Source organism: Photobacterium kishitanii (assembly GCF_000613045.3).
Taxonomy (GTDB): Bacteria; Pseudomonadota; Gammaproteobacteria; order Enterobacterales; family Vibrionaceae; genus Photobacterium; species Photobacterium kishitanii.
On sequence record NZ_LN794352.1, the window covers coordinates 1,134,443 to 1,160,381 of the forward strand.

Below are 25,939 nucleotides of genomic sequence, written 5' to 3' on the forward strand. Positions count from 1 at the left end.
TAAAAATGTAGAAACATAGCGATGCAATAGTGTTCATATTTGGTGATCTGAGTCACATAAAATTAAACTGCTTAATAAATACCACTAATGGTTAATAAATAAGATTGTCAAAAGAGAAAACACTAATAGAATTGATGCATATTTTTACTACATTATATATATCAATTATGAATTGTCTTGATGATTTAATTACTTCTTTTCCGAAAAGATCAGCTGATTATCCTTCGTTGTCTCAAAAGCAGCGAGGATTAAATTTTATTCATACTTATATTCATCAACATGGTGAATACGATATTTTCTCGAAAATAATATCTCATCGTATAGCGCAAATCCAAACCTGCGAGAATTATCGCGGAAATTTACACCAAACATTCACCAGTGATATAGCTAATCAAATCTGCGGTCATAGCCTTTTAGATGGGCTACCTGAAATTTATCTTGATATAGAGAAACTCGCTATTTCTTTATTTGGTAATATTTTATCCTGCTGGGCTGAATATGAGTCGTATAAAATTCTTGGACGAGTACAACATTATCAAAATAACCATATGGCGGCTCTAAATAGAGTACATACATGTGCGCCAAATGAGTTTATTTCAGAAATTGTCATGCATATTGAAAAAGATGAACGTCTGTTTATGACTCATCATTATAATAAACCTATGCTGCTATCTGATGCGATTGTCTTAACAAATATTGAAACGTTCATAAAAGAACAGCATTGGTATGAAATGTTGTACTATTTAAACCTATCGCAAAAAGGTCAGCATTTCATTATGCTACAAGGTGATGAAGACGGTTTAGCAACCATCACTTCGACAGCATTGATTCAAGGTTGGGAACTGAGAGATAATTGGCTAACATTTAATCCGTTCTTCCAAAATAGCCACTGGCAGGTTGATGTAAATGAAAAGAAACTAAATGCACTACGCCAGACCGGAATTTTTTCTGACGCGCTTAGTTTTACCTACCACCCTTTTAGTATTTTGGAATTTGAAACTCAATTAGCAGATACATTAATTGATGATAAAGCCATTTGTGAAGTGTTACGATTGACGGTTAGTGGACCTTCGGCCAAACGTCAATTTTTCTTATATCAGAGCCAGAAAATGCTCATGAAAATACTGCATGAGCAGGGTAAGCCCATCGTATTCACGATCATTGAACAACCTTCAATGATCTTATTTTATCAAGCACTAAATCGTGACAGTCATACTGAACTCCCTTACATCAACACTGCGTATCAAGATGTTAACGCAAGTGGACTGGTCACTTACAAGGGATTCTGGCTGACTAAGCATCTCAGCGAACTTTTCAAACAGAATAGTTTTAAAGACTATAAAAAGAAAGTTATCGGCATGCGTAGAGCAGTAAGAGAAACAACTAATGCCTGATTTACCTCTCCTTTTGTTTTCCGAACCACGGGGAGCATTACTGTTTTTCGCGGCTGGGATTATTTTAGCTTGGTTAGGGTATTTCAGCTTTACTTTGTTCACATCTCGACCGGGAGCAAACCGAAATGTGTATTACCCCTACTTAGCCTACTCGGTATCAATCTTTTTATGGATACTGTCTAACGCATATTTTCAGTCGCCACTGCTCACTTACTATAGTGAATCAACTGCAGTTACCATGGCGCTGTTCGCCAATCTAGTCTCTTTTTGTGCATTTATTAGCGCATACAGTTTTTCATGCCGCTTAATTTCAACACAGCCAGATTCTAATTTATCGCTATACCAGAAACTGTTCATTAGCATCATATCGCTCTATGCTTTGATTATAAACAGCTCTCCAGGTCTAACCGTTAAGCATGTAGATATTGTGGCACCGGGTGACTTTGTCATTATATTTGGCCCGCAAACATCGTGGTTTTTTCTGTGCTTGATGTCGGCGGTATTTCTTACATTCCACAATTTTTTAATATACAAAAAAGCAGGCTCACCGCTTATTCAGAAAAAATCTCAGTATATGATATTGGGCGTGATCATCTTTATGCTATCTACGCTTATCGTTCATTTGATCATCCCATTCATGCTGGATGACTTTTCTCTGACGTGGGTTCCACCGGCACTGGCAATTTTTGAGACACTGTTAATTGGTTATGCTTTGTTGTTCAATCGGTTTTACTCGCCGCGATATATCATTTCCCAATTTATCAGTCACCTGGTTAATGTGACGCTTTATCTGTCACCCTACTTATTGATAATAGCCATTGGCTATGAAGATAACCCTCTGCTAATTGGACTTTGGATCGCTCTGATCGGACTTGGCTGGAAATCATCGCTGATTCAAATTAAGCGGGGGACTAATCGACTACTCTATGGGAAAAATGGCAGTCCATCGGAAAATATTCAACGTGTTATTGGTCATTTTCAGTACTCAACAGAATACGGTCTTGGTAAACTGAATGAATTGCTCAATACTCGCAGTGGACAGATCCTCAATATTAATACCCATTCTGATCTTGCCGCGCTAAAGATCTATTTCGAAGGTAAACACTCCGTACTGGTAAAAGATGAGCTGGAATTTCAGATCCAGTATGAAACCCATACAGAGCTCAGTAACATCAGCTGGCTCAAGAAAAACATGGATGCTAACAATTCTGCGTTGGTTTTACCTATCGTGAGCAAAAATGGCGATATATCTCACCTTTTTATGGTGTCGAAAAAGGATCGTGACGGTTTGTTCTCCAGTGAGGAAATTGATGCGCTACAAGTATTGTTTGAACAAGCCAACCAATACATCCGCTCAGAAGAACAGGTTAGGAAATCACAAGTATTAGCGGGTTCTATCGCCCATGAGATCAGAAATCCACTGTCAAAAATCCAATACCACTTTGAGCGTATCGATGCTGATTTGTTTGATGTCAATAACAACTCTGCGCATCCTTTTCTCAGCGAACAAATGAAAGGTTTGTATAAAGAACTAACTGAAAGTAAAAAAGCTGTCCAGCTCGGTACCCGATTTATCGATATTATTATTGATGAGATCAAAGGTAATAGCATTAACTCGCAGACATTCAGTTCGCACTCAGCTGGTCGATTAACAGAACAAGCACTGAGTGAATATGGCTTCGTTGGAAATACTTACCAAGCCAGAATAATAGCCAATACCCAAAATGATTTTCAATTTTGGGGAAATGAGACCCTATTCAGCTTTGTGATGTTCAATCTGGTCAAAAATGCGCTGCATTATTTTTCACAATATCCACAGAGCACACTTTCTATCCACCTTGAACGAGGCGAATCAGAAAACTGCATCATTGTTACCGATACGGGGCCTGGCATTGCTGACAATGTCATCCCACATATTTTTGATGAGTTTTATACATTAGGAAAAAGTGATGGTAGTGGACTCGGGCTGGCATACTGCCGTCGCGTAATTAATGCGTTTGGGGGCAACATTCACTGCCAATCAAAATACGGCAGTTATACTCGTTTCACATTAACTTTTCCTATCATCAATGAAGAACACATCCCAAATAACTTGTTCAATGAACTAAAAGAAGCATTGACCGGAAAACAAGTTCTTGTGATTGGCCCCAAAGAGAATACCACACTCATTTCATCTCTACTTTCTGGTTTTAATATTATTGTATCTACCGTCGACAACGGGAAGAGTGCTGCCAAATATATCGGTAATAACAACGTAGATTTTGCTTTTTATGATCTTTCTTTATCTCCAACCCAGTTTGAAGCATTGAAGAAGATCCGTTCGGGTGATTTTGGCGCTAACGCACAGAAAATCCCATTGATTGCCTTGTCTAATGAAAACACAAGAAGTACCCGCTTTGATACTAACGTCTTTCAGGGCGAGTTTAGGATCAGTGATAGCCTACCGTTATTTGCTCAATCACTAAAATTACTGATCGATAGTGGATCGCTCAAACCTCTTGGGCACTTGATTGGAAAGCGTGTATTAGTTGTCGACGATATGCAAATTAACCGTATGCTGGTACAGAGCTATCTGGCCCAAGAAGGGATCACCGTGCTACAGGCTCACAATGGAAGTGTTGCATTGTGTATCGCTGAACAAGAACGACCGGATCTCATCTTGATGGATATTCACATGCCAGAAATGGATGGACTGGAAGTGACTCGAATTCTTCGTCAAAGAGGCTGTAACATACCGATTATTGCCCTGTCAGGTGAATGCTGTAATGAAGTAACGAAAGAAATCAGTCAATACATGAATGCGCATTTGATGAAACCCATTACTCGCCAACAACTGATGCAAAAACTTCAGTATTGGATTCCAGAGTCTGAGGCCGATAAAATTATTTCTAAACAAGATATTCATATTGTTCACTCAATATAATAGGGTTTTGATACCCCTCAATCCGCATTGCTGCATTTAACAAGCCACAATTAATAAACCTGAAAATAACATCAACATTGAACGAGAAAAAAATTGAGCGTTAATTTATAAAACTATCATTAGGTAAGTGACCGACTCTTTTATTTATAACTGTTAGTGAATTAATTTTGGTTTGTTAAACAAATATAAACTCAACAGTTTGATTGTTTTTTGAACGTGGTCGATAGTTGTATTCGCGATTCCAACTAATAAGAAAAGAGTATTTGTTGTTTTAACTACGTTAAATATTACGCTGTAGCCCAACTTGTATTATTAATTAAATTATTTGAGTTACATTGTGTTACTTAAGTTTCTTTACTGTAATGAAAGTTTTATTAGAATTACTTTTTTTTGGTTTTATTATCAGTAATTTACGGCTCGTAGTTCGATCTATGTGATCAATGTTCTATATTTTGCATGTTATTTAAGTATATTCTGGAAAAATCGGTCAAAAGCGAGCAATATTACTATCGGGGATATACTTGTTGGGAATGCTTTAATCAATTTATTATTACAATTAGCTCAAGTTAAATTTATTAAAGTAGATAAACACGTTATATAAATCCTAAATTATACCAATTAAATTAATAACTTATTATATATGTACCAGTGAGGGGAGATTATATTCACTGGTATTTGTTTGGATATAAAGGGTAAAAATCATGTCGAATGGCAATAAATCTTCAGCAGAAAAGATCCTTGAAGGGATTGGCGGTGCTGGTAACATTAAGTTTCTGACGTGCTGTGCAACGCGTTTACGTTTTGAATTAAACGATAATTCAATTGTAGATAAAGCCGCATTAGATGCTATTCCTGAAGTAATGGGTTGTGTTCCTCAAAGTGGTGAGCGCTACCAAATTGTTGTTGGTGGCGGTGTTGCGACGATGCATAGTGCACTGCAACAATTACTGGAACAGAGCAAAGCAAGTGGTAGTGCTGATAACACCAAAACTGAAACTAAAGCAGCGGCATCAAATGATGATGTAAAAGCCTCGCTACGTTCAAGTGGTGTTCGAGGTAAAGTAGCTTGGGTTGATGGTTTCTTTGAGTACCTTTCAGATTCGTTCCGTCCCATTTTAGGTATTTTACTTGGTGCATCATTAATTATTGCATTATGTGCGGTATTAGATGCGCTACACATTGTTGATTTCCGTGGTGATAAGTCTGCAGGTTGGGTTTTTGTCGATTCAATGTGGCATTCTGTATTCTACTTCTTGCCAATCATGGTTGCTTACAACGCATCGAAAAAACTTAAGGTTGACCCTTGGTTAGGTGCGGCGATCATGGGTGCATTAATGACACCTGATTTCCAAAAGCTAACATCGCTAGCATCTACATCATCAATTAAAGATGCAACACTAGGTACTGTCTCTCACGTCGCTCACGTGTTTGGTTTACCAATGCAGCTTAATGATTACTCTGGTAACGTATTCGTACCGTTGATCATGGTTGCTGTATTAGCGCTTGTTTATCGCTTCTTAAAGAAAATTATTCCTGAAAACCTACACATGGTATTTGTACCATTCCTTTCTTTGATCATCATGATTCCGCTAACAGCGTTCTTGATTGGTCCACTAGGTGTATGGATTGGTACTTATTTAGGTCTTGGTTTAGCTTGGTTAAATACGCATGCACCGTTTGTGTTCGCGATTCTAATCCCGTTATTGTACCCATTCCTTGTTCCATTGGGTCTACACTGGCCGCTAAACGCACTAATGTTAATGAACATTCAAACATTAGGTTACGACTTCATTCAAGGCCCTATGGGTGTGTGGAACTTCGCTTGTTTCGGTGCAACGGCAGGTGTGTTGCTGATTTCTCTTCGTGAAAAAGATGCAACAATGCGTCAGACCGCTTCTGGTGCTTTAGCTGCCGGTTTATTTGGTGGTATCTCAGAGCCATCATTATACGGTATTCACTTACGCTTTAAGAAAGTCTACCCACGTTTACTTGCAGGTTGTTTAGCCGGTGGTGTAACGCTAGCTGTTCTTAGCTCAATGTATGGTAGTGTTAAAACTCAAGCGTTTGCATTTACGTCACTATTAACGATTCCTGTGTTCCACCCAATGTGGATTTACGCAATTTCAATCGCGGTTGCTTTTGTAGTGCCAATGGTACTGATTGTTCTGTTTGATTATCGAACAGCAGAAGAAAAAGCAGAGCATAAAGAATAAGTTTATTTTTATTCATTAATCCAAAAATCCCGTGATGAAAATCGCGGGATTTTTTTATCTATAAAATAGCGAGTGCTTAATTTTTGTTATTATCTTTTGAGATTATTTTCTGTTCGAGATGACTGCTATTTTTATAGGTTATCAAAAGTTGAGTATAAACAATCTTAGTAAATGGCCAAACGAAAGTATTACTTAGGGATTATTTTAATAGAAATATTAATTATGGTTTAGGACTTTTTAATTAGAGGATGGGTTTTATCGTTTATTATAATTTATAAATTAAGCGTGTAGTTTGTCCGATTTATTCTATTCAAAGTTAAATATTATATTAATATTACAACTGATTAACAAATATCACTTGTTTTTCATGTTACATAGGTTACAAAGGTTACTTATTAGAGATTAAATAAATTGTTTAAAATGGTGCGATTTTGTTGTTTTTATCCTTTGTTATCATTGCGTTATCTTTTCTTTGTTATGGTTAAATACATTTGTTTCATTGTGATCTGTATTATAATTTGAAATTATAATTAATTACTTATTTGTAACTTTGACAGCCATCAAGTTATATTATCCACCGCATTTTATACTAATGCTCGAAATAGACATTAAAGAAGTGTTAGCAAATGACTACGGGGGTATGTCGCTAATACTTAGTCTTATTTTGAATTTTTATACTCAGGAGCAAGCAATGTTCACTAACGCAATTACCATTGGTAATTGGAGCTGGTCTCTAACTGCGAAAGTGTTCACCAAATGCTTATTTGTTTTTAAAAATGATTTAGAAAAAAGACGTAATTAAAGTCTTATATTTATTTCATTGACAAGTTTAGAGTCCATCTCAAGGAGAGAAGGTAATGAAAGCCTTTTTTAGTAAGTTATCTCAGGCGGTAATGCTACCGATAGCCTTGCTACCAGCTGCTGGTATTATGCTAGGGCTTGGTGGTAGTTTTACTAACCAAAGTATGATTGATGCGTACCAAATTGGTATTTTGCAAGACGGAACACTTTTAAATAGTTTCCTACAGGTTATGACCGCAGCTGGCGGTATCGTCTTTGCAAACTTACCATTAATGTTCGCACTTGCTATTGCTATTGGTTTTGCGCGTGCAGAAAAGGGTGCTGCTGCACTTGCTGCTACGATTGCATACCTTGTAATGAACGTTGCTATTGCCAAAACACTGACTGTTGCGGGTATGGTTGATACTACCAACAACACTGTTGTACTAATGGGCAATCATTATGCGGGCGTACTTGCGGATGTACTTGGCATTCATAATACGCTGAGTATGGGTGTGTTTGGTGGTCTTATTGCTGGTGGTATCACTGTTATACTTCACAATAAATACCATGATATTAAGTTACCTGAATTCTTAGGCTTCTTTGGTGGCGCTCGTTTCGTACCGATTATTAGTGCATTCTCAGCATTATTCTACGGTATTGTACTAGTATTTGTATGGCCTTACATTGGTGCAGCATTTGGTTCTATCGGTGCAATGCTAGGTGAAATGACAGCTTCTGGTCACGGTTACATTGCTTCGTTTATCTTTGGTATTATTGAACGTGCATTGATCCCTGTTGGTCTACACCATGTGTTCTATCTTCCACTATGGCAGACAGAGATTGGTGGTACAGCTGAAATCGCAGGTCATGTATACAAGGGTACTCAGAACATTTTCTTTGGCTCTCTAGCTAACGGCGATTACTCGCAATTCTCTTCAACTAACTTCATGAGCGGTAAATTTACATTCATGATGTTTGGTTTACCTGCTGCAGCTTACGCAATGTACACTGTTGCTGATAAAGAAAATAAGAAAGAAGTTGGTGGTTTATTGTTCTCTGTTGCACTAACAGCGTTCCTAACTGGTATTACAGAACCAATTGAATTTACGTTCTTATTCTTGTCTGCACCTCTTTACTACTTTATTCACGTGCCACTAGCAGGTCTATCATTTATGCTAATGGACTTGTTAAACGTAAAAGTTGGTATGACATTCAGTGGTGGCTTCATTGACTTCTCATTGTTTGGTATGTTGCCAGGTCTAACGGGTACTGAAAACCATTGGTACTATATTCCACTACTAGGCCTAATTTATGGTCCAGTATACTTCTTATTGTTCCGTTGGTTCATTCTGAAGTATGACATTAAAACTCCAGGCCGTAAGGGTAGTGCTGTTGCTGTTGTTCGCAAGCAAGATTACCACGCATCAAAAGCTGCTGGCGGTGCAAATGACTCCCAAGCTGATGAGATGATTAACGCTCTAGGTGGCAAAGATAATATTGTTGATGTAGATGCATGTATTACTCGTTTACGTATCACTGTTAAAAATGGCGATTTAGTAAAAGACAATAAATACTGGACAGAGCATTTAGGTGCAAAAGGTTTAGTGAAGATTGGTAATACAGGTATTCAAGCTATCTACGGTGCACAAGCTGCAGGCTTTAAAGCGCAGATTAACGCTAAACTAGGTAAGTAAGAACACGAATGGGCTTTAAATTGAAATACCGGCGTATCGGTACCTTCATGATTGATATGGCAATTGTTCAGATGTTCGCGATGGTTGGTCGCGACATCTACCTTGGAGTGATTGCTTATATTTCTGATGGTACTGGAATGACGCTTTCGTTAAACGATAGCATAGCGTTACCCGCATTATTGTTATTGTTTATTGGTTTAATGTTGTTATTTATTGGTGTCTTTATGGGTTATCAATGGATCTGTTATCGCTTATTAGGAACGTCATTATCACGTTATTTATTGAGTGTGCAGGTGGTTTCGACAGATGATAAGTCATTAACGAAGCAACGTTACTTAAAGCGTGAGTTTAATAAAATTTACCTTTGTGTCGCAACGTTGGGGTTATATCCACTTTATAGTGGTGCTCAATATTTAGCTTTTTCAAATCCACCAATGCATGATCGTACTAATCATACGACTGTTATTGAGGGTTGATTTAATCCCGTCTGGGTTTAGATTGAACGTAGAAACCGCAGCCATAGTGCTGCGGTTTTTTTATGGTGGAAAGAAGTAAATAAGGTAATAGCAGCTATAGATAGAATATTTACACACTGTAAGATAAACAATTAGCGTTAGCAGTAATGATATATAATTATTAGAGAGTAAAAAGCCAGCACTAGGCTGGCTATGAGGACTGAAGTAGGGGGGTTATAAAGAGATAAAGAACAGAATTAAAACCGGTACTAATAAACTTAAAATGAAGCCACTAACGATTGCAATCGGTACACAACGAATACCGCCACAATTTTGAATTACGGGTAACGTAAAGTCCATAGCGGTAGCACCAGCATAACCAATCGCGGTGTTTGGATAGCGATTAATAAAGAGTGGAATCATGATCAGTGCTAGTATTTCACGAAGTAGTTCATTTAAGAATGCAGCCCCACCATAAATACTGCCTAAGCCGTCACCAATTAATATTCCTGCTAATGAATACCACCCAAACCCTGATGCCATTGCTAAGCCATTATTAATTGGAATATCGAGTAATAATGCTGCAATAATACCGCCAAGTAAGGATGTCACCAAAATCACTGCCGCAATAATGACGCCTTTTTTATTGAGTATAATTTGCTTAAGAGTCATGCCACTATTGCGTAGTTGAATACCAACAAAAAATAGCAGTAATAATAAGATGTTTTCGCTGGCTTGCTCTACCCATGACAGATCAACGTTTAACAGTAATCCGATAATTAATCCTAGTGCAACCACAATGACTAATTTTCCAGATTCCAGTAACATTTTAGCTAATGGTAATTTACGATGTACATGTGATGTGGGCGTTGGCCATAAACGATCTAGCCATGGTAAAGCGAGTAGGTTACATACCGAAATTGAGATAAAAAAGGTAAAGGTATATAACAGAATTTGGCCTAAATTCTGACTAAGGTTATCGAGCCCTGCCAAACTTAATCCCATTAATGCTAAGATTACTAGTACTAAGCGACTGGTTTGGGTATTAATAAACTCAAGAATATTGGTTTTTTTTATCGGGATTAAATATCCCAGTACCAATGGTAAAAAAATGAGTAGAATCCCCGATAACATATTTATCCCTATTATGTATAAACAGCGTGAAAGTGAAATTGTAAATATCTTAATATAATGCAGCTTCACAACATCATAAGTGATTAAAGATTAAGCATTAAATTTGTGACGAATATAACATAAAGTAGTAGAAAGAATATAGATATCAATAGGAATGATACTGATTAAACTAGCGGAAAAAGTGTATATATATGTGTCAAAACGTATCGTCTAACGGGGGGAGTTAGACGAACGCTGCCATTTAACAAGAAAAGTGCTCAGAGGATTAAATGCCATAGCTATGAGTGATCTGTTTTAATTGATTATTAAATTCAAGTTCTGACATATTAGTTAATTCATACATCACTTCTGCTCCAGCAAGATCTAATTCAACTTCATGTTCATTCATTGCTGCGGCATTATTAGTTTTAAACAATAAAAAATGATGTGTCATGCGAGCGATAGTTAAATAGCTAATATCACTATCATGATTGGTGGTTATTGGATTAGTAGCGACGGCAATATAGTCACTATCAAATCCCCATTGACTGAGGACAATCTTACTGGCTAGCGCGCAGCTCTCTTGGAAAATATATTTAGCAATATTAAAATCAAGATAATTACCTTGCTCAATAAAATGAGAATACTCATTAATTAATCCAAATAAACCAATATCAGCCAAGAGGCCTGTTAGTAGTGCTTTTTCTGGTTCAAGTTTGAGAGGTTTATTACTATAGATATGCATTTTTTGACAAATAAGTGCCATTGTTGTTGCAAATTGACGCGAATGAAATGCACTATTTTTAAGTAATTGGTTACATTCAATGTTTTCAATAGTGGTATTTTTTAATGAGTATATTGTTTGAGCTGTAATGATATCTCTAATTCGAATGATGCCTAAGCGTGATACCGCAGTAAGAATATCGTGGCAGATAATATTACGACGATTAAATATTGCAGAGTTGGCAGCTCGAATAATGTTGGCTGTTAATACTGGATCATCTATTAATAAGTTAGCAACATCATGAACTGTTGTTTCAGGATCTTCGCACAATCTATTCAGGGTTAATAGTGTCTCAGGAATGGATGGTAAGGTTAGCCTGTTATAGCGTGCTGCTTTTTTTATGGAATGGAAAAGATCTGACTGAATAGCACGAATATGATGGTGGTTATTAGCTTCCAGCCAAAAAAATGATAAATGTGGCATCGAATAATTACAGTGGTAAGAGGTGTTATGAGTGTACTCACTGTTGGTGAATGTACAAAGCGTAAACTGTTGTTTTTTTGACACAGTTAACGCTTGAGTGGCTGAATAATGGCATTATTTTTAATTATTAATTAAGTAGTGATCTTGCAGCAACTGTAATAGAAAATTAATTGTCATATCTGCGGTTGGATAATAAATTAAAGATTGTTTATGTTTTATATTTATCGGTAATACTTCTAACCAACGTTGGCTAACCCATGTCGCATCTTGATAGTTAGGTTGCTGATAAAGCTGACTAAGTTCTGGCATTGATGCAAACAAGAGTTTAAGTTTAGTAGCTAATATTTGGTTATCTGGACTCATCGCAATAGCTGGCCAATTGGAGCAAGGTTCATAAGTGGCGGTAAGTAAATTGTCATAAGCCATTGAGAGTGTTGAAATTGAAATTTTATTAGTGCCTTCAACTATAATTTCTAATAATCCACCATCACAGCAATTAAAATCGATAATAGTAACCGTTGTGGCGATGGCGGGAATATTGGTGATGGTTTCTGGTGAGCTATTTGGAGCGATCATCCCTAATGCGAATGGATCATTGTTAGCCATTGCCTCTGTTACCATTCGAACATCACATACTCTTGAAGTTACCAATTTTAGTCGCCCACCGGGCAATAAATGTTTGCTATGAGGTAATAATGCGATGGTATTCATATTTTATCCTTGCCATTTTTGATCTGCTTATAAGAAACCCTACTAAGGTTAGCACGATATATTTAATTGAGAGTAAGTATAAAAAACGGCTAATTGTTAATTCGTTTCATAAATTTTCGACTAAAAATATGCGAATAATCTCATATTCGAATGCTAGCTGTATCATCTATTATTGCTATGAGCATAAAATAGCTCGTCAAATCATTGACACTGAAAATAAGCCGTTTTTAATGTGTTTTTAGTTGTTATGGATAATATCTGGAGCATAAGTTATGACGTCAATAAAAGATGACTATTTAAATTATTTATATAAATTTGGCCGACAAGAAAAAAGATCAATGTTTGGTGGCACTGGCATTTTTATTAATTGCGCGATGTTTGCTATCGTAACACCAACCTCAATGTATATACGTGGAGGGGATAGTCTTGATGAGGAATTAGCTAACTCTGGTTGTGAAAAGTTTAGACATGTAAAAAAAAGTAAAACAGCAACGGTTAATTATTATGAAATCAAAAATTTATTCTTAACGGATCAATCTAAATGTGATCGGTTTGTGAAAGCGTCGATTGCTTTTTCCTGCCGCGATAAATCTTTTAAATCTTCCGAGTCAAATCGTCGTTTGCGTGATTTACCCAATATGCGTTTGACACTTGAACGTATGGTAAAAAAAGCAGGTGTACTAGACGTTGATACTTTTTTTAAGGTTGGTGCTGTTAATGTATTTCGGCGTGTATGCGAACATAATGGCCAAGAATTAGATCATAAATTATTATGGATATTTGCTGGTGCTATTCATGGCGGGCATTGGCAGTTATTAAGCGAAGATCATAAGCAACAGTTATTAGATGAATATCATCAGCAAGTTCATTAAATGCATAGCTAATTGATAATATAAGTCTACTTAGGGGATGTTGCTGAGAAGAAGTGATTTTTTTGTTATGCTGATAGCAATTATGTTGTTGTGGCTCAATTATGCAATTATCTAAATTGTCAGGTTCTGTTCTCTCGGGATTACATTGTTTTTTGATTGCAGCAGATCAAATGAGTTTTACTCGTGCTGCTGAAATTTTATGCCTTACCCAGAGTGCTGTAAGTCATAAAATTAAAAATTTGGAAGATATTTTAGACGTCCAATTATTTATTCGACAACATCGCAAGTTAGTATTGACTGATGAGGGCTTGCGTTTAAAACAAGTATTAGCATCCAATTTCGGTGATATTATTCATGAAATTCGTGATTTGAAAAGTGCTGAATTAAGCGGTGATTTGACAATATCAGTGCCACCAACTTTTGCACAAACATGGTTAGTTCCTCGTTTAGCTTCTTTTATTGATAAATATCCTAATTTACGGATTCATTTACGAACGCGAAATGATCTCGTCGATTTTCAAACCGAAAGTTATGATTGTGCTATTTATTTTGGTAATGGTGTCTACCCTAATTTAGCTGTAGATAAACTACTTGAAGAAAGTATGTTTCCAGTATGTAGTCATGAGTATGCGGTTAAACATCAGCTTTATCATCAGCCTGAAAACTTAATTCATTGTTTATTACTGCACGATGCAGCCCCGTGGGCAAGAGCTGGGCGTAATGATGAATGGCAATTTTGGGCACAACATTTTAAGGTTGTATTACCTGAGAATGGCTGTACTTTTGATCGAGCTGATTTAGCTATTAAAGCGGCAACTACCGGTATGGGGGTGGCGATGGCAAGACAGTCATTTGTTGCTGAACAGTTAGCGACATCTCGTTTGGTTTCACCTTTTGATATGATAGTAAGTTCGGCACATAGTTATTACGTTGTTTGCCGTAAAGATATGCAAACCTCACCAAAAATCAAAGCATTTAAAGATTGGCTTCTTAATGAGATCAATACTTAATAGCGAATAAGCTGTGCAGTCATGATCAAAAAAGGCGCTTAGTGCGCCTTCTTTCATTACTTATTAACCATTCGGTTTATTTAATAAGTTCATTACCTGATAGCTCACCTTTTTCAAAGCTGGCTAAATTTTCTAAGGTAGTTTGAGCAATACTGCCAAGTGCTTCTTCAGTTAAAAAAGCTTGATGGCCTGTAAATAGTACGTTATGACATGACGATAAACGACGGAATACATCATCTTGAATAATGTCGTTTGATTTATCTTGGAAGAATAAATCTTTTTCGTTTTCGTAAACATCGACTCCGAGTGCACTGATAATACCACTTTTAAGTGCTTCGACTGCATCACTAGAGTTAAGTAAGCCACCACGACTGGTATTAATTATCATCATTCCTTTACGCATTTTTGCAAACGCTTTACGGTTAAGCATGTGATAATTTTCTTTGCTCATAGGGCAATGGAGGGTGATTACATTTGATTTTGCATAAATTTCATCAAGAGTGGTGTAAGTAACACCTAGCTCTAGCGCTATTGGGTTTGGATAAGGGTCATAAGCAAGAATAGTCATGCCTAAGCCTTTTAGAATTCGAATGGTGGCAATACCAATTTTACCTGTGCCGATGACACCTACAGTCCGGCCATGGAAGTTATAACCCGTTAAACCTTCCAATGAGAAATTTGCATCTCGAGTCCGTTGGTATGCGCGGTGAATGCGACGGTTAAGGCTTAGCATCAGGCCTAAAGTATGTTCGGCAATAGATTCTGGAGAATAAGCGGGAACAGTAACAACCTGTATATTTAAGGCTTTTGCCACATCAAGATCAACGCGATCAAAACCAGCACAGCGCATGGCAATAATCTTTACCCCTTGCTCGGCTAATATTTTGAGTACGGGTTCGCTAAGATCATCATTAACAAATGCACAAATAGCGTCAAAACCTTCGGCCATTTTTGCTGTGTGGTGATTGAGCTGAAAATCAAAATAAGTAAGCTGCTGATGGAATTTTTTATTTGTATGAGCAAATGATTTTTGGTCATATCCTTTGGTGCTAAAAACAGCTATTTTCATAATATCACTCCATAAACACAGTCTGTTATTCAGTCATGATTAAGTATAAGACGTTAATATCTGACTAACTTATACGGTTATTATGTGATCAAGATAACAACTTTGTTGTAAATAGCAAACAAATTGTATGACAAAATAAGCACACTAAAATAACGGTTATAGTTGTGCTGCTGTGGCTAAGTGGTTCATGCTATGATTTAGATTGTTTATTGCAACTTACTTTATTTTTGGGATTCAATATGTTGAAAAAAATTCTTGCCAGTGCTGGTGCTGTTGCAATCATTGCTTGTGGACCGTTAGCAACGGGTCAAATTGGGCAGAGTATTTATACGGGAGCGGTTAAAAATTACCATAGCCCTTATCTGTCTATTACTACAAAAAGTTTTGAACGTGGGTATTTTTCCTCTAATGCTGTTTCTCGTATTGAGCTTAAAAATCAATTGAAAGCTGAGTTTGCAGAGCAAGGGTTACCAACAGTATGGTTGGTGAAACATCATATTGATAATGGTTTCTTAGGCGTAAAATCAACCAGTGAGTTTGTGATTGATAAACAAATTGCCCCGTTGGTGAATCAAATTTGGGGTAAAAATGTTGCACCAATGCAAGTTGTGACTGATTCCGGCTTTACGGGAACAACTCATTTCACTATGACAGTAAACCCAATGGATTACACTCATAAAGAGGGTGTGACTGCTATTAGCGATAAATTTGTCATAACGGGTGAATTTGATCCTGAAAATAGTAAGAGTCAGTTTAGTTACAGCTTACCTATATTAACGATTACTACACCTGATAAAGAAAGTATGGTCGTAAATAATATTAATGGTGAAGGCCAAGGCCAAATGCAAGGTAATTTTTGGATTGGGCATCAGACATTTAGTCTTGAGAATGCAAAATTCACTGCAGCTGATCAGCACCAATTTATTGCAATTAATGGTGTTAACGTGGCAATGAATAATGCATTAAGTCAGCCTATTGGTGAGAAAAATCCAACCGAAGCGACTCAACAAGTTACTAATACCAATACTATTCAGGTTGCGAAATTAACGACTCTTGATGGCCAACATTATCAAGATATTGCCTTTAAGTTAGCGCTTAAGGACTTAAATTATAAAGCAATTAGTCAGTTAGCTGCGATGGAACAATCTCCGCAAGCCGCGCAAGATCCTGCTCAAATTAAGCAAGCGATGTTAGCGTTGGATTTATTGATCGCTCATGGTGCAAGTGTTGATTTATCACAGTTAAGTGTTAAGACCCCACAGGGAACGGTTAATGCTCAAGTATTGCTAAATATTAAGCCAGGGTTAGAGCATGCATCAACTAACCTTACTGCTGTTACTGATCAATTGAGTGGTAACATTAATATTGTTATTCCTGCCGCATTAGTGGCTAAAGAGCCACTGTTAGCGGCGAAGTTACCGGTATTAGTTAATCAAAAAATTATCACTGAACAAAATGGTAACTATCAACTTCAGGTTAAGATTGTTGCTGATCAATTAGAATTTTCGTCTGGTGCAAAATTGCCTTTGGCAATGATGGCACTATTACTGCATTAATTTTAGTGTGATGTGCAAGTTATAATAAAACGCTTGTCATTTGAGCAAGCGTTTTTAATTTAACAAATAAAAGCAATATTTATCATGTGGTTATGTTTTTTTATGATAGATATGTTCCAAATTAACGATTCATATTGAGTAAATTTAAATATTTAGACTTAACTTAATATTATAGGAACAGGTTTTTTTTAATTAAGATTTCAATGGATTAAACCTGATCGACGACAATATAAAGTACGTTGGGGGAAGCTATGGAGTCATTAAAAGTAAAAGACTATATGAATGTTCGTCCGGTTACATTTACTGAAAGTATGCCATTGTCTGCGGCACTAGATAAACTGTTAACGGCAAAACAGATTGGTGGGCCGGTAATTAATGAGCATAAACAAGTTGTTGGCTTTATATCTGAACAAGATATGATCCATAAACTACTTAAAGTGGGTTATCACTGCCAAGATAGTCATACCGTTAGTGAGTGTATGCGATCTGATGTATTAACCGTCTCAGGCGATGACACTATTATTGTACTAGCTGAAACCATGACAGGGCAAAAGCCAAAAATCTATCCTGTTGTTGATGATGGGCGCTTAGTGGGAGTGATTACGCGTCGGGATGTATTAACGGCAATCAGTAATCAAATTGGTGCTTGCTTTAAGCATCCATTATGATCAAGATATAAAAATAGTTATTGAATTTATTGATAATGAAAGGCGCCTTGGGCGCCTTTATTTTTTGTTATCATATTCATATTTAATCGCATGATAATGCCTGCTTGGAGATGTTGTGAATAAAGAAAATTCAGCTGAAAATAGTCAGGCTAAATTCTTAACTGGTTCGACAATGCGACACATTGTTGTGATGTCAGGAACCGGTGCTATTGGTCTAATGGCATTGTTTTTAGTCGATTTACTTGACATGTTTTTTATTAGTATGTTGGGGCAAATAGAACTTGCTGCAGCGATTGGTTTTGCCGGAACGTTAGTCTTTTTTTCTACTTCAATTTCTATCGGCACATCTATTGCTGCTGGAGCACTAGTATCACGTGCTTTGGGTAAAAATGATCGTCAACAGGCACGTATTATGGCCAGCAATGTGATGATTTTTGCGGTATTAATTAGTGTCGTTGTTGTCGGACTAATGTTATGGCAATTACCATTACTATTGGATTTGATAGGTGCTAAGGGAGCGGTTGCTGAGGCTGCAACGCAATATTTAGTGATTTTATTGCCGAGTGCTCCTTTGATTGCAGTTTCTATGTCAGCGAGTGCTGCATTGCGAGGAGTGGGTGATGCTCGCCGTTCAATGGTTGCAACATTAATTGGCGGTGGTGTAAATGCGGTATTAGATCCATTACTTATTTTTGGACTATCAATGGGAATGCAAGGTGCTGCGATTGCATCTGTTTTTGCTCGATTAGCTGTGATGTGTTTTTCTTTATATGCCGTGGTATATAAACATCAATTGGTTGCTAAACCGGATTTAACTAGCTTTAAATTGGCGCTCCCGACAGTTGCTAAAATTGCGTTACCAGCAATATTAACCAATACAGCCACACCTATTGGTAATGCTGTTGTCACCAGTAATATTGCTCAGTTTGGTGAGAGCTTTGTTGCTGGCTATGCGGTGATTGGGCGAATAATGCCGGTTTGTTTTGCATTAGTTTTTTCATTATCAGGGGCTGTTGGGCCAATTATTGGTCAAAATTTTGGTGCTGAACGTTGGGATAGAATTAATCAAATATTACGAGATGCAATGCTATTTACGGCGGCATATTGTGTTGGCATATCGGTATTACTGTGGTTTGGACAAGGTTTATTGGTAGCGATGTTTAGCCTTACTGGTGATGCCGCTGAAATTGTTGGTGTATTCTGTAGTTTGATTGCCGTGACCTTTATTTTCAACGGCGCATTATTTGTGGCCAATGCAGCATTTAATAATCTTAACCGACCAACATGGTCAACAGCTTTAAATATGGGTAAAGCAACCTTAGGTACGATTCCATTTGTATTGATAGGAGGCCACCTAGCGGGGGCGAGTGGGGTATTAATTGGGCAAGCGGTTGGTTCGGTGGTATTTGGTATTATTGGCTTTAGTTTAGTCATCTATCAAGTTAAGAAAATGGGACGGGCTCATGAGCAGCAATCGCTGGAGAGCCATGAAATATTAACGCCATCAGTACCAGTTGCACCATTTTGTTCTTCTCGCACCTATATGGGGACAGAAGATGTGTTGGAAGAAACTTTAGCGGTTGACGTTGAACACAGCAGTAATATAACAGCGACTAAAAATGACTGATCAAAGAGTAAGCGCTTGAGTGATATTAATTGATGTGATGTCTATCACTTTATCAATGTTAACTGACAGACAAACGACAATCTTTTTGTCGAACTATGATCGCTATTTTATCTAAGTAGCGATTATTTCACTTCTTTATTGATCTAACACGATGAAATAAGATCAATAGCCATAGACAATAATTCCACTGATAAGCATAAGCCTGCGTGTTAATAGCAACCATCGTCATTAACGACCAGCGAGTAGTGTTAGTTTAGCCATTCACTTCACCTTTAGTTTAAGGAAAATAAAGGTGATGGCGTATTTATTGTTTAAGGGAATAATGTTCTATGCGTCAAAATCTTCGCTACATCATACCTATTCTGATCCCATTAATTATTTTGTTATTACCAGCATCAGCTTTCCCTATTGATGGGTTAACGGTAATTCAGCAGCGTGTTATTGCTATTTTTTTATTGGCGGCGTTATGTTGGGTAATGGAACCTATTCCTATTTACGCAACCTCAGTTGTTATCATTGTGCTGGAATTATTATTATTGTCAGATAAAAGTTTATATCTATTTAGGCTTGATCAAGGACAACCTCATTTTGGCAATTTAATGAGTTATAGCGAGATAATGGCGACCTTTGCTAGTCCTATTATTATGTTGTTCTTAGGCGGTTTCTTTTTAGCAATGGCTGCGACGAAATACCGTTTAGATGTTAACTTAGCACGGGTGTTACTTAAACCGTTTGGGCATCAACCTAAATATGTGATGTTTGGTTTAATGTTGATTACCGCTATTTTCTCAATGTTTATGTCAAACACGGCGACGACGGCAATGATGCTTTCTATTTTAGCGCCAGTGATCACTTTATTTGGCGCTAAAGATCCCGGTAAAATAGCATTTGCATTATGTATTCCTGTAGCAGCAAATATTGGCGGAATTGGTACACCGATCGGTACGCCGCCAAATGCAATCGCATTAAAATATCTTACTGGCGAAAACTTGATCACCTTTGGTGAGTGGGTGTTTTTTGGCGTGCCATTTGTAGCGGTATTATTAGTGTTTGCATGGTGGTTAATTAATGCATTTTACCCTGCAACTCAGCAATCGATTAAACTCGAAATTCAAGGTAAGTTTCTCAAAACCCCTAAAGCGATCACTGTCTATGTGACATTCGCTATTACCATTATTCTATGGCTAATGGGTTCTATGCATGGCATGAACTCTTATACCGTCGCATTAATTCCTGTCGCAATCTTCTCGTTAACAGGGATCATTAATAAAGAAGATCTTAAGAAAATATCTTGGGATGTACTGTGGCTAGTTTCAGGTGGTATTGCGCTTGGTTTGGCCTTAGATAAAACCGGTTTAGCTAAATTGGTTGTGCATAGTATTCCATTTGATGTGTTTTCACCGTATGTCGTCTTATTGGGTGCGGCTCTGCTGTGTTTATTAATGGCTAATTTTATGTCGCACACTGCAACTGCTAACTTATTAATGCCTATCATGGCTGCTCTGGGCACCTCGATGGTGTCACTAACGCCATTAGGTGGGGAAGTGACGTTGATCTTAGTGGTTACTTTTGCTGCATCGTTAGGGATGTCATTACCGATTAGTACGCCACCAAATGCGTTAGCGCATGCTACGGGTCATGTTGAAAGTAATCAAATGGCGCGGGTTGGAGTTATTGTTGGCGTGGTTGGTGTTGCATTGAGTTTTGTGATGATTTGGGGATTACAATTAATCGGTCATATTTAAGCAAATAGGGGTGAATGAGGATAAGGCTATGAATCAACCTAAAGCACTGAGACGGATCATTAATACTTATTTTCAAGATCCTGCCACGACGATTGCAGTTGCTGCGGGCACTGAAGTATTACGCCAAGGGGGATATAACGATCGTTTATATTGGGTGAAGCAAGGAGAGTTATCTGGTTACTTAAAAAGTAAAGAGAATGGCTTGAGTGCGCAGGTCTTTGTGGTCAAAGAAGGGATGTTTTTTGGTGTGCATAGCTTCTTTGCCCAAACACTCGTTGCTTCAACAACTGTGGTAGCAGAAAAAAACAGTGAGATTGCTTGGATTGATTTATCGACTAAAGCCATTGATCCCGAACATTATGGATCATTAGCTGAGCAGTTTATGCCAGTAATGGTGCATGAGTTAGCAACGCGCCAGATGCTAACAGGGATTGCCGCATTAGAAAAAGAAAAAGCACTTCAAAAATTGTATGCCACTGAAAAAATGACAACCTTAGGTCAATTAGCTGCCGGTATTGCACATGAACTCAATAATGCGATTGGTGTAATTAGCAGTAAGACCGAAAATATACAAACAGCATTCAGTCAATTTATTGATGATAATCAGCCGCAAATGACACCATTTTTACAGCATGGAATCGTTCATGGACAAACAGTCAGTTCAGCGCAAGTACGTGAGAGAACCAAAGTACTACAGCAACAGTATCGCTTGAGTCGTGAACAAGCTCGAATTCTTGCACGAGCATTACCTGAGGGAGATATAGCAGCTAATTGGTTGGAAGATATTGATGCTGCATTAATTTGTTGGGATTGCGGTCGTGATTTGCGGGATATTCGACTGGCAGCACGGCATGCGGCTAGTATTGTTCGTTCAGTCAAGCAATTAGGGGGCGGAGATCACGCACGTATACCTGATGTCGATATTAATGACACCTTACATAAATCTTTGGTGCTATTGCAAAGTAATTTACGTTACGTTGAGGTGGTATTACGTCCTGCAATTTTACCGCCATTAACGGCAAGTGTTACCGAATTGGTGCAAATATGGGTTAATCTGATTAAGAATGCCTGCGATGCAATGGAAAACACCTCGTCACCTCAAATTGAAATTGTTACGCGGTGTGTAAAAAATAAATTATTAGTCACCATTACTAATAATGGTCCTATGATTGATGAAGCGACGCGGCGTAAAATTTTCAATCCTAATTTTAGTACTAAAAAAGGGGGATTATCGTTTGGTTTAGGGCTGGGGTTAGCAATAGTACAACGTATTGTGACGAGCTATGGCGGTACGATTGCGGTGAAAAGTGATTATCAGCGTACGACATTTAGAATCAAATTACCGATAACGTAAAGGATGGTTATGATGGAAAAAATCACGATTATTTGCGTTGATGATCAGCGCGAAGTATTAAGTGCAGTATTAAAAGATTTAGTGGAATTTGAGCCATCTTTTTTATTGGAAGATTGCGAATCAGCAGATGAAGCACTCGCATTAATGGATGAACTTGATGCTGAAGGCCAGTTTATCGGCCTTATTATTTCAGATCATGTGATGCCTGGTAAAACTGGGGTTGAGTTATTGACGCTAGTGGCAAACGATAGCCGCTTTATCCATACTAAAAAGGTGTTATTAACAGGGCAGGCGACTCATCAAGATACTATTGCAGCAATCAACCAAGCACGTATTGAAAGTTACTTTGAAAAACCATGGGATGCCGAAGTGCTCACTAACTGTGTGCGAACATTAGTTACTGAATATATTTTCGATATGGGGTTAGATTATACGAAGTGGGGCGATGTGCTTGATAACACAACTATTTTACAACGTTTACGTTAACTAATCTCTAAGGGTGTAAGGGGATGTGTACTTATATTTGATAATTATTATCAGTTGTAAGTAAGGATCTATTGCTATTTTTCTTGACCTTGGTCTTAACTCAAAGGTTTATAGTTATCATTAGCAAAACCAAATAGCACCCAAGGAGAACGATGATGTGTGCTCAATGTAATAATAAAAAAGATCATATCCATACTTCAAAATCAACGGTTGCTAATAAAGCGACCGTTACCGTGGTTGCAGCAGCGACTGATTGTTGCTCAAGTGTAACTGCTGATTGTTGTTCTAGTAATAAAGATTCTGAAGGGGGGAATGATAATGATACTGAAGGCCCCGCAGCCGGTGGTTGTTGTTCAGCCACGGCAAAAAATGCTATCCATTCAGTAACAAAAAAAAGTACCTTTACCATTACTGGTGCACATGTTTCAGCCAGTGATAAAGCTGCATTAGACAATAACCATCAGCATGGTGATACCCATTGCGGTGGTAATGATCACAATTCAGATTTGAATGATGTGCATGATCACGGTCATAGTGGTCATGATCACAGTAACCATGAGCACAGTGGACAATGTTGCTCTGCACCAACAATGAGCAAAGAACAAGAATTAGCGTTAGAAGCCTCTCTAACAAACAATGCTCATGGCAAAACATTTAGCTGGAAAGTGTTAGGCATGGACTGTCCTAGCTGTGCGGCTAAACTTGAAAAAGCAATAATGTCATTATCTGCCGTAGATACTGCAAAAGTGATGTTTGCGACTGAAAAATTGATTGTTAATATCAATGATAATCAACAGCTTGATCCTGAAAAAATAAAGTCTGAGATAGAAAATAAATCCAAAAAAACCGGTTTCACGTTAGTTTCTACTACAACGAAAGCCGCCGATATACCGACTCAATCTTTCTTTATTCAACATCTATCAGTAATTGTTATTGCTTTGATGATGGTGATCTCTTTTGTATTAAATAAAACGGTTTCTGCAGAAGCAGGCTTGTTAGCCTTTACGCTGACGACGATTGTCGGTTTATTCCCTATTTTGAAAAAAGCGGTTATTTTAGCTAAGTCAGGAACGCCGTTTTCGATTGAAACATTAATGTCTGTTGCTGCTATTGGTGCTTTATACCTTGGTGAAACAGCTGAAGCTGCGATGGTTATTCTACTGTTCCTTATTGGTGAACAGCTCGAAGGGTATGCTGCTTCACGTGCTCGTAGTGGCGTAAAGGCATTAATGGATTTAGTGCCAGAAGAAGCAACGGTTATTTTGGCTGATGGTACCAAAACCAAAATATCAGCCTCTGAATTAAAACCTGGCGATGTGATTGAAGTTGTGCCAGGCGAGCGTTTACCTGCTGATGGTCAAGTACTTGATGTTATCGCTAGTTTTGATGAAAGTGCATTAACAGGTGAATCGGTACCTGTTGAGCGTACTCCCGGTGAAAAAGTCATGGCGGGTAGTATGGCATCAGATAAAGTGGTGCGCTTAACCATTATTTCAGCTCAAGGTGATAATGCGATAGATCGTATTTTACATATGATTGAAGATGCAGAATCACGCAAAGCACCATTAGAGCGTTTTCTGGATAAATTCAGCCGTTGGTACACACCAAGCATGATTTTATTAGCGGCGTTAGTGGTTGTTATTCCACCATTGGTGTTTGGTCAATCTTGGGATGAATGGATTTATAAAGGCCTCGCTTTACTCTTGATTGCTTGTCCATGTGCGTTGGTTATTTCAACGCCCGCAGCGATTACATCAGGCTTAGCAGCTGCTGCACGTCGTGGTGCATTGATTAAAGGTGGTGCAGCGTTAGAACAACTGGGTCATATTGAAGTTGTTGCGTTTGATAAAACAGGTACGCTAACTGAAGGTAAACCTGTTGTTACCGATATGGTTTGTTGGGATAACGATGGCGATAAATTATTACGTCAAGCTGCTGCGATTGAAGCAGGTTCGTTACACCCACTGGCAAAAGCAGTTGTTAATCGTGCTCAAGAAAAGCAGCTTACCATTGTTGAAGCAACCGAACGTGAAACCTTAGTTGGGCGGGGTATTCAAGGCATAACTGAAGGTGATAAGTTCTTATTATGTGCCGCAGATCGTTTGCCACAAGATATTGTACTCACTGCTGAGCAACAGCAACAAGCAACAGATTTAGAAAATGAAGGTAAAACCTTGGTGGTTGCAGTTCGTAATGCACAGCCAGTGGGTTTAGTTGCATGGCGTGATAATTTACGTGAAGACGCATTAGTTGCAATTGAAAAGCTTAATAAATTAGGTATTAAATCAGTGATGCTTACTGGTGATAATGCGCGCGCAGCCGCCGCGATTGCTAAAGAAATCGATATTGATTTCCGCGCTAGCTTATTACCAGCAGATAAAGTGACTGAAATTCGAAAGTTGAATGATGTACATAGCGTTGCTATGGTCGGTGATGGTATTAACGATGCACCAGCCATGAAAACAGCGACTATTGGTATTGCGATGGGGGGCGGTACTGATGTAGCACTCGAAACTGCAGATGCTGCAATTACGCATAATCGTCTTTCTGAATTGCCAGTAATGATCGAATTATCACGAGCAACCTTAAATAATATCCGCCAGAATATTGGTCTAGCACTGGGTTTAAAAGGTATCTTCTTAGTGACAACTATACTTGGTGTGACCGGGTTATGGGTCGCAGTATTAGCTGACAGTGGGGCAACAGCTTTAGTAACGTTGAATGCTTTGCGGTTATTACGCTTTAAACCAAAAAAATAACTGAGTTAATAAACTCATATTATTAACGTAACAATAATGAGCAGGATGGGTTAAACACCATTCTGCTTTTTTATTTATAACAATATTGAAACGGTAATCAGTATGCTAAACGTTAGGGTAACGTTGCTGTTTTTTTGTGATGCGGTCGATAGGGAAACGTTTTGTTGTGATCTGCGTCTTGTTAATTTGTAACGAAAAATTTCATTGCTTTCATTTAATGTGATTCAACTCACTAAAAACAGTTTCAGCTTCCGCTATCGTTACAGCATATTTTGACCGACGTTATTGTTACGTTGCGCA

The 25,939-nt window shown here is 37.9% G+C and carries 18 protein-coding genes; 14 read left to right on the plus strand and 4 right to left on the minus strand.

Features of this window, described 5'->3' with window-relative positions:
* Positions 1–134: 134 nt before the first annotated feature.
* The 5 genes from PPBDW_RS05580 (at position 135) to PPBDW_RS05600 (ending at position 9,483) form a co-directional block, all read left to right on the plus strand.
* The gene (locus PPBDW_RS05580; protein WP_036793941.1) at positions 135–1,394 is read left to right on the plus strand and encodes an acyl-homoserine-lactone synthase; all 1,260 of its coding nucleotides are present in this window, start codon (positions 135–137) and stop codon (positions 1,392–1,394) included.
* Positions 1,387–4,317, plus strand: a complete 2,931-nt coding sequence (locus PPBDW_RS05585) for a hybrid sensor histidine kinase/response regulator (protein ID WP_054261992.1) — start codon at positions 1,387–1,389, stop codon at positions 4,315–4,317. Before PPBDW_RS05580 ends, PPBDW_RS05585 begins: the two co-directional genes overlap by 8 nt.
* Before the next feature lie 701 nt (positions 4,318–5,018).
* A complete protein-coding gene (locus PPBDW_RS05590; protein ID WP_036793943.1) occupies positions 5,019–6,530 on the plus strand; it encodes a PTS transporter subunit EIIC in 1,512 nt (503 codons plus the stop codon).
* A gap of 857 nt (positions 6,531–7,387) precedes the next feature.
* Positions 7,388–9,007 carry a PTS transporter subunit EIIC gene (locus PPBDW_RS05595; RefSeq protein WP_036793945.1) on the plus strand — a complete coding sequence of 540 codons (1,620 nt, stop codon included), beginning with the start codon at positions 7,388–7,390 and terminating at the stop codon, positions 9,005–9,007.
* 8 nt (positions 9,008–9,015) lie between these two features.
* Positions 9,016–9,483: an RDD family protein gene (locus PPBDW_RS05600; RefSeq protein WP_036793947.1), complete on the plus strand. Its 468-nt coding sequence runs from the start codon at positions 9,016–9,018 to the stop codon at positions 9,481–9,483.
* A 213-nt stretch (positions 9,484–9,696) separates the two neighbouring features.
* Here PPBDW_RS05600 and PPBDW_RS05605 read toward each other — a convergent pair whose 3' ends face one another.
* The 3 genes from PPBDW_RS05605 to PPBDW_RS05615 form a co-directional block, all read right to left on the minus strand.
* Positions 9,697–10,596 (minus strand): LysO family transporter, encoded by a 900-nt coding sequence (locus tag PPBDW_RS05605; RefSeq protein ID WP_036793950.1) that lies wholly within the window; start codon positions 10,594–10,596, stop codon positions 9,697–9,699.
* Positions 10,597–10,861: 265 nt separating this feature from the next.
* Entirely contained in the window at positions 10,862–11,866 is a 1,005-nt protein-coding gene (locus PPBDW_RS05610) for an HDOD domain-containing protein (RefSeq protein WP_237043587.1), read from the minus strand.
* A gap of 36 nt (positions 11,867–11,902) precedes the next feature.
* Positions 11,903–12,493, minus strand: a complete 591-nt coding sequence (locus PPBDW_RS05615; RefSeq protein WP_036793953.1) for an LON peptidase substrate-binding domain-containing protein — start codon at positions 12,491–12,493, stop codon at positions 11,903–11,905.
* 272 nt (positions 12,494–12,765) lie between these two features.
* On the opposite strand from PPBDW_RS05615, the gene PPBDW_RS05620 reads away from it, so the two are divergent.
* Together PPBDW_RS05620 and dsdC are read left to right on the plus strand one after the other, a co-directional pair.
* A complete protein-coding gene (locus PPBDW_RS05620) occupies positions 12,766–13,365 on the plus strand; it encodes a TfoX/Sxy family DNA transformation protein (RefSeq protein WP_036793955.1) in 600 nt (199 codons plus the stop codon).
* Positions 13,366–13,466: 101 nt separating this feature from the next.
* Complete coding sequence (gene dsdC / locus PPBDW_RS05625; RefSeq protein WP_036793957.1) at positions 13,467–14,375, plus strand: DNA-binding transcriptional regulator DsdC; 909 nt, start codon at positions 13,467–13,469, stop codon at positions 14,373–14,375.
* Positions 14,376–14,451: 76 nt separating this feature from the next.
* On the opposite strand, the gene PPBDW_RS05630 is transcribed toward dsdC, so the two are convergent.
* Positions 14,452–15,444: a 2-hydroxyacid dehydrogenase gene (locus PPBDW_RS05630; protein WP_036793959.1), complete on the minus strand. Its 993-nt coding sequence runs from the start codon at positions 15,442–15,444 to the stop codon at positions 14,452–14,454.
* 239 nt (positions 15,445–15,683) lie between these two features.
* Here PPBDW_RS05630 and PPBDW_RS05635 point away from each other — a divergent pair, with 239 nt between their 5' ends.
* The 7 genes from PPBDW_RS05635 (at position 15,684) to PPBDW_RS05665 (ending at position 25,639) form a co-directional block, all read left to right on the plus strand.
* Complete coding sequence (locus PPBDW_RS05635; protein ID WP_036793961.1) at positions 15,684–17,000, plus strand: DUF945 family protein; 1,317 nt, start codon at positions 15,684–15,686, stop codon at positions 16,998–17,000.
* 251 nt (positions 17,001–17,251) lie between these two features.
* Entirely contained in the window at positions 17,252–17,668 is a 417-nt protein-coding gene (locus PPBDW_RS05640) for a CBS domain-containing protein (protein ID WP_036793962.1), read from the plus strand.
* A gap of 190 nt (positions 17,669–17,858) precedes the next feature.
* Positions 17,859–19,295: an MATE family efflux transporter gene (locus PPBDW_RS05645; protein WP_413771874.1), complete on the plus strand. Its 1,437-nt coding sequence runs from the start codon at positions 17,859–17,861 to the stop codon at positions 19,293–19,295.
* A gap of 329 nt (positions 19,296–19,624) precedes the next feature.
* A complete protein-coding gene (locus PPBDW_RS05650) occupies positions 19,625–21,040 on the plus strand; it encodes an SLC13 family permease (protein WP_036793966.1) in 1,416 nt (471 codons plus the stop codon).
* 28 nt (positions 21,041–21,068) lie between these two features.
* Positions 21,069–22,394: an ATP-binding protein gene (locus PPBDW_RS05655; RefSeq protein WP_036793967.1), complete on the plus strand. Its 1,326-nt coding sequence runs from the start codon at positions 21,069–21,071 to the stop codon at positions 22,392–22,394.
* 12 nt (positions 22,395–22,406) lie between these two features.
* Complete coding sequence (locus tag PPBDW_RS05660; RefSeq protein WP_036793968.1) at positions 22,407–22,880, plus strand: response regulator; 474 nt, start codon at positions 22,407–22,409, stop codon at positions 22,878–22,880.
* Positions 22,881–23,035: 155 nt separating this feature from the next.
* The gene (locus tag PPBDW_RS05665; protein WP_036793969.1) at positions 23,036–25,639 is read left to right on the plus strand and encodes a zinc/cadmium/mercury/lead-transporting ATPase; all 2,604 of its coding nucleotides are present in this window, start codon (positions 23,036–23,038) and stop codon (positions 25,637–25,639) included.
* Positions 25,640–25,939: the final 300 nt, after the last annotated feature.

Bases quoted from the DNA above. Each gene is read 5' to 3' on its own strand.
- PPBDW_RS05605 (WP_036793950.1), bottom strand. From the start codon at position 10,596: ATGTTATCGGGGATTCTACTCATTTTTTTACCATTGGTACTGGGATAT.
- PPBDW_RS05660 (WP_036793968.1), top strand. From the start codon at position 22,407: ATGGAAAAAATCACGATTATTTGCGTTGATGATCAGCGCGAAGTATTA.
- PPBDW_RS05595 (WP_036793945.1), top strand. From the start codon at position 7,388: ATGAAAGCCTTTTTTAGTAAGTTATCTCAGGCGGTAATGCTACCGATA.
- PPBDW_RS05590 (WP_036793943.1), top strand. From the start codon at position 5,019: ATGTCGAATGGCAATAAATCTTCAGCAGAAAAGATCCTTGAAGGGATT.
- PPBDW_RS05615 (WP_036793953.1), bottom strand. From the start codon at position 12,493: ATGAATACCATCGCATTATTACCTCATAGCAAACATTTATTGCCCGGT.
- PPBDW_RS05665 (WP_036793969.1), top strand. From the start codon at position 23,036: ATGTGTGCTCAATGTAATAATAAAAAAGATCATATCCATACTTCAAAA.
- dsdC (WP_036793957.1), top strand. From the start codon at position 13,467: ATGCAATTATCTAAATTGTCAGGTTCTGTTCTCTCGGGATTACATTGT.
- PPBDW_RS05620 (WP_036793955.1), top strand. From the start codon at position 12,766: ATGACGTCAATAAAAGATGACTATTTAAATTATTTATATAAATTTGGC.
- PPBDW_RS05600 (WP_036793947.1), top strand. From the start codon at position 9,016: ATGGGCTTTAAATTGAAATACCGGCGTATCGGTACCTTCATGATTGAT.
- PPBDW_RS05635 (WP_036793961.1), top strand. From the start codon at position 15,684: ATGTTGAAAAAAATTCTTGCCAGTGCTGGTGCTGTTGCAATCATTGCT.
- PPBDW_RS05645 (WP_413771874.1), top strand. From the start codon at position 17,859: ATGTCAGGAACCGGTGCTATTGGTCTAATGGCATTGTTTTTAGTCGAT.
- PPBDW_RS05640 (WP_036793962.1), top strand. From the start codon at position 17,252: ATGGAGTCATTAAAAGTAAAAGACTATATGAATGTTCGTCCGGTTACA.
- PPBDW_RS05630 (WP_036793959.1), bottom strand. From the start codon at position 15,444: ATGAAAATAGCTGTTTTTAGCACCAAAGGATATGACCAAAAATCATTT.
- PPBDW_RS05580 (WP_036793941.1), top strand. From the start codon at position 135: ATGCATATTTTTACTACATTATATATATCAATTATGAATTGTCTTGAT.
- PPBDW_RS05655 (WP_036793967.1), top strand. From the start codon at position 21,069: ATGAATCAACCTAAAGCACTGAGACGGATCATTAATACTTATTTTCAA.
- PPBDW_RS05585 (WP_054261992.1), top strand. From the start codon at position 1,387: ATGCCTGATTTACCTCTCCTTTTGTTTTCCGAACCACGGGGAGCATTA.
- PPBDW_RS05650 (WP_036793966.1), top strand. From the start codon at position 19,625: ATGCGTCAAAATCTTCGCTACATCATACCTATTCTGATCCCATTAATT.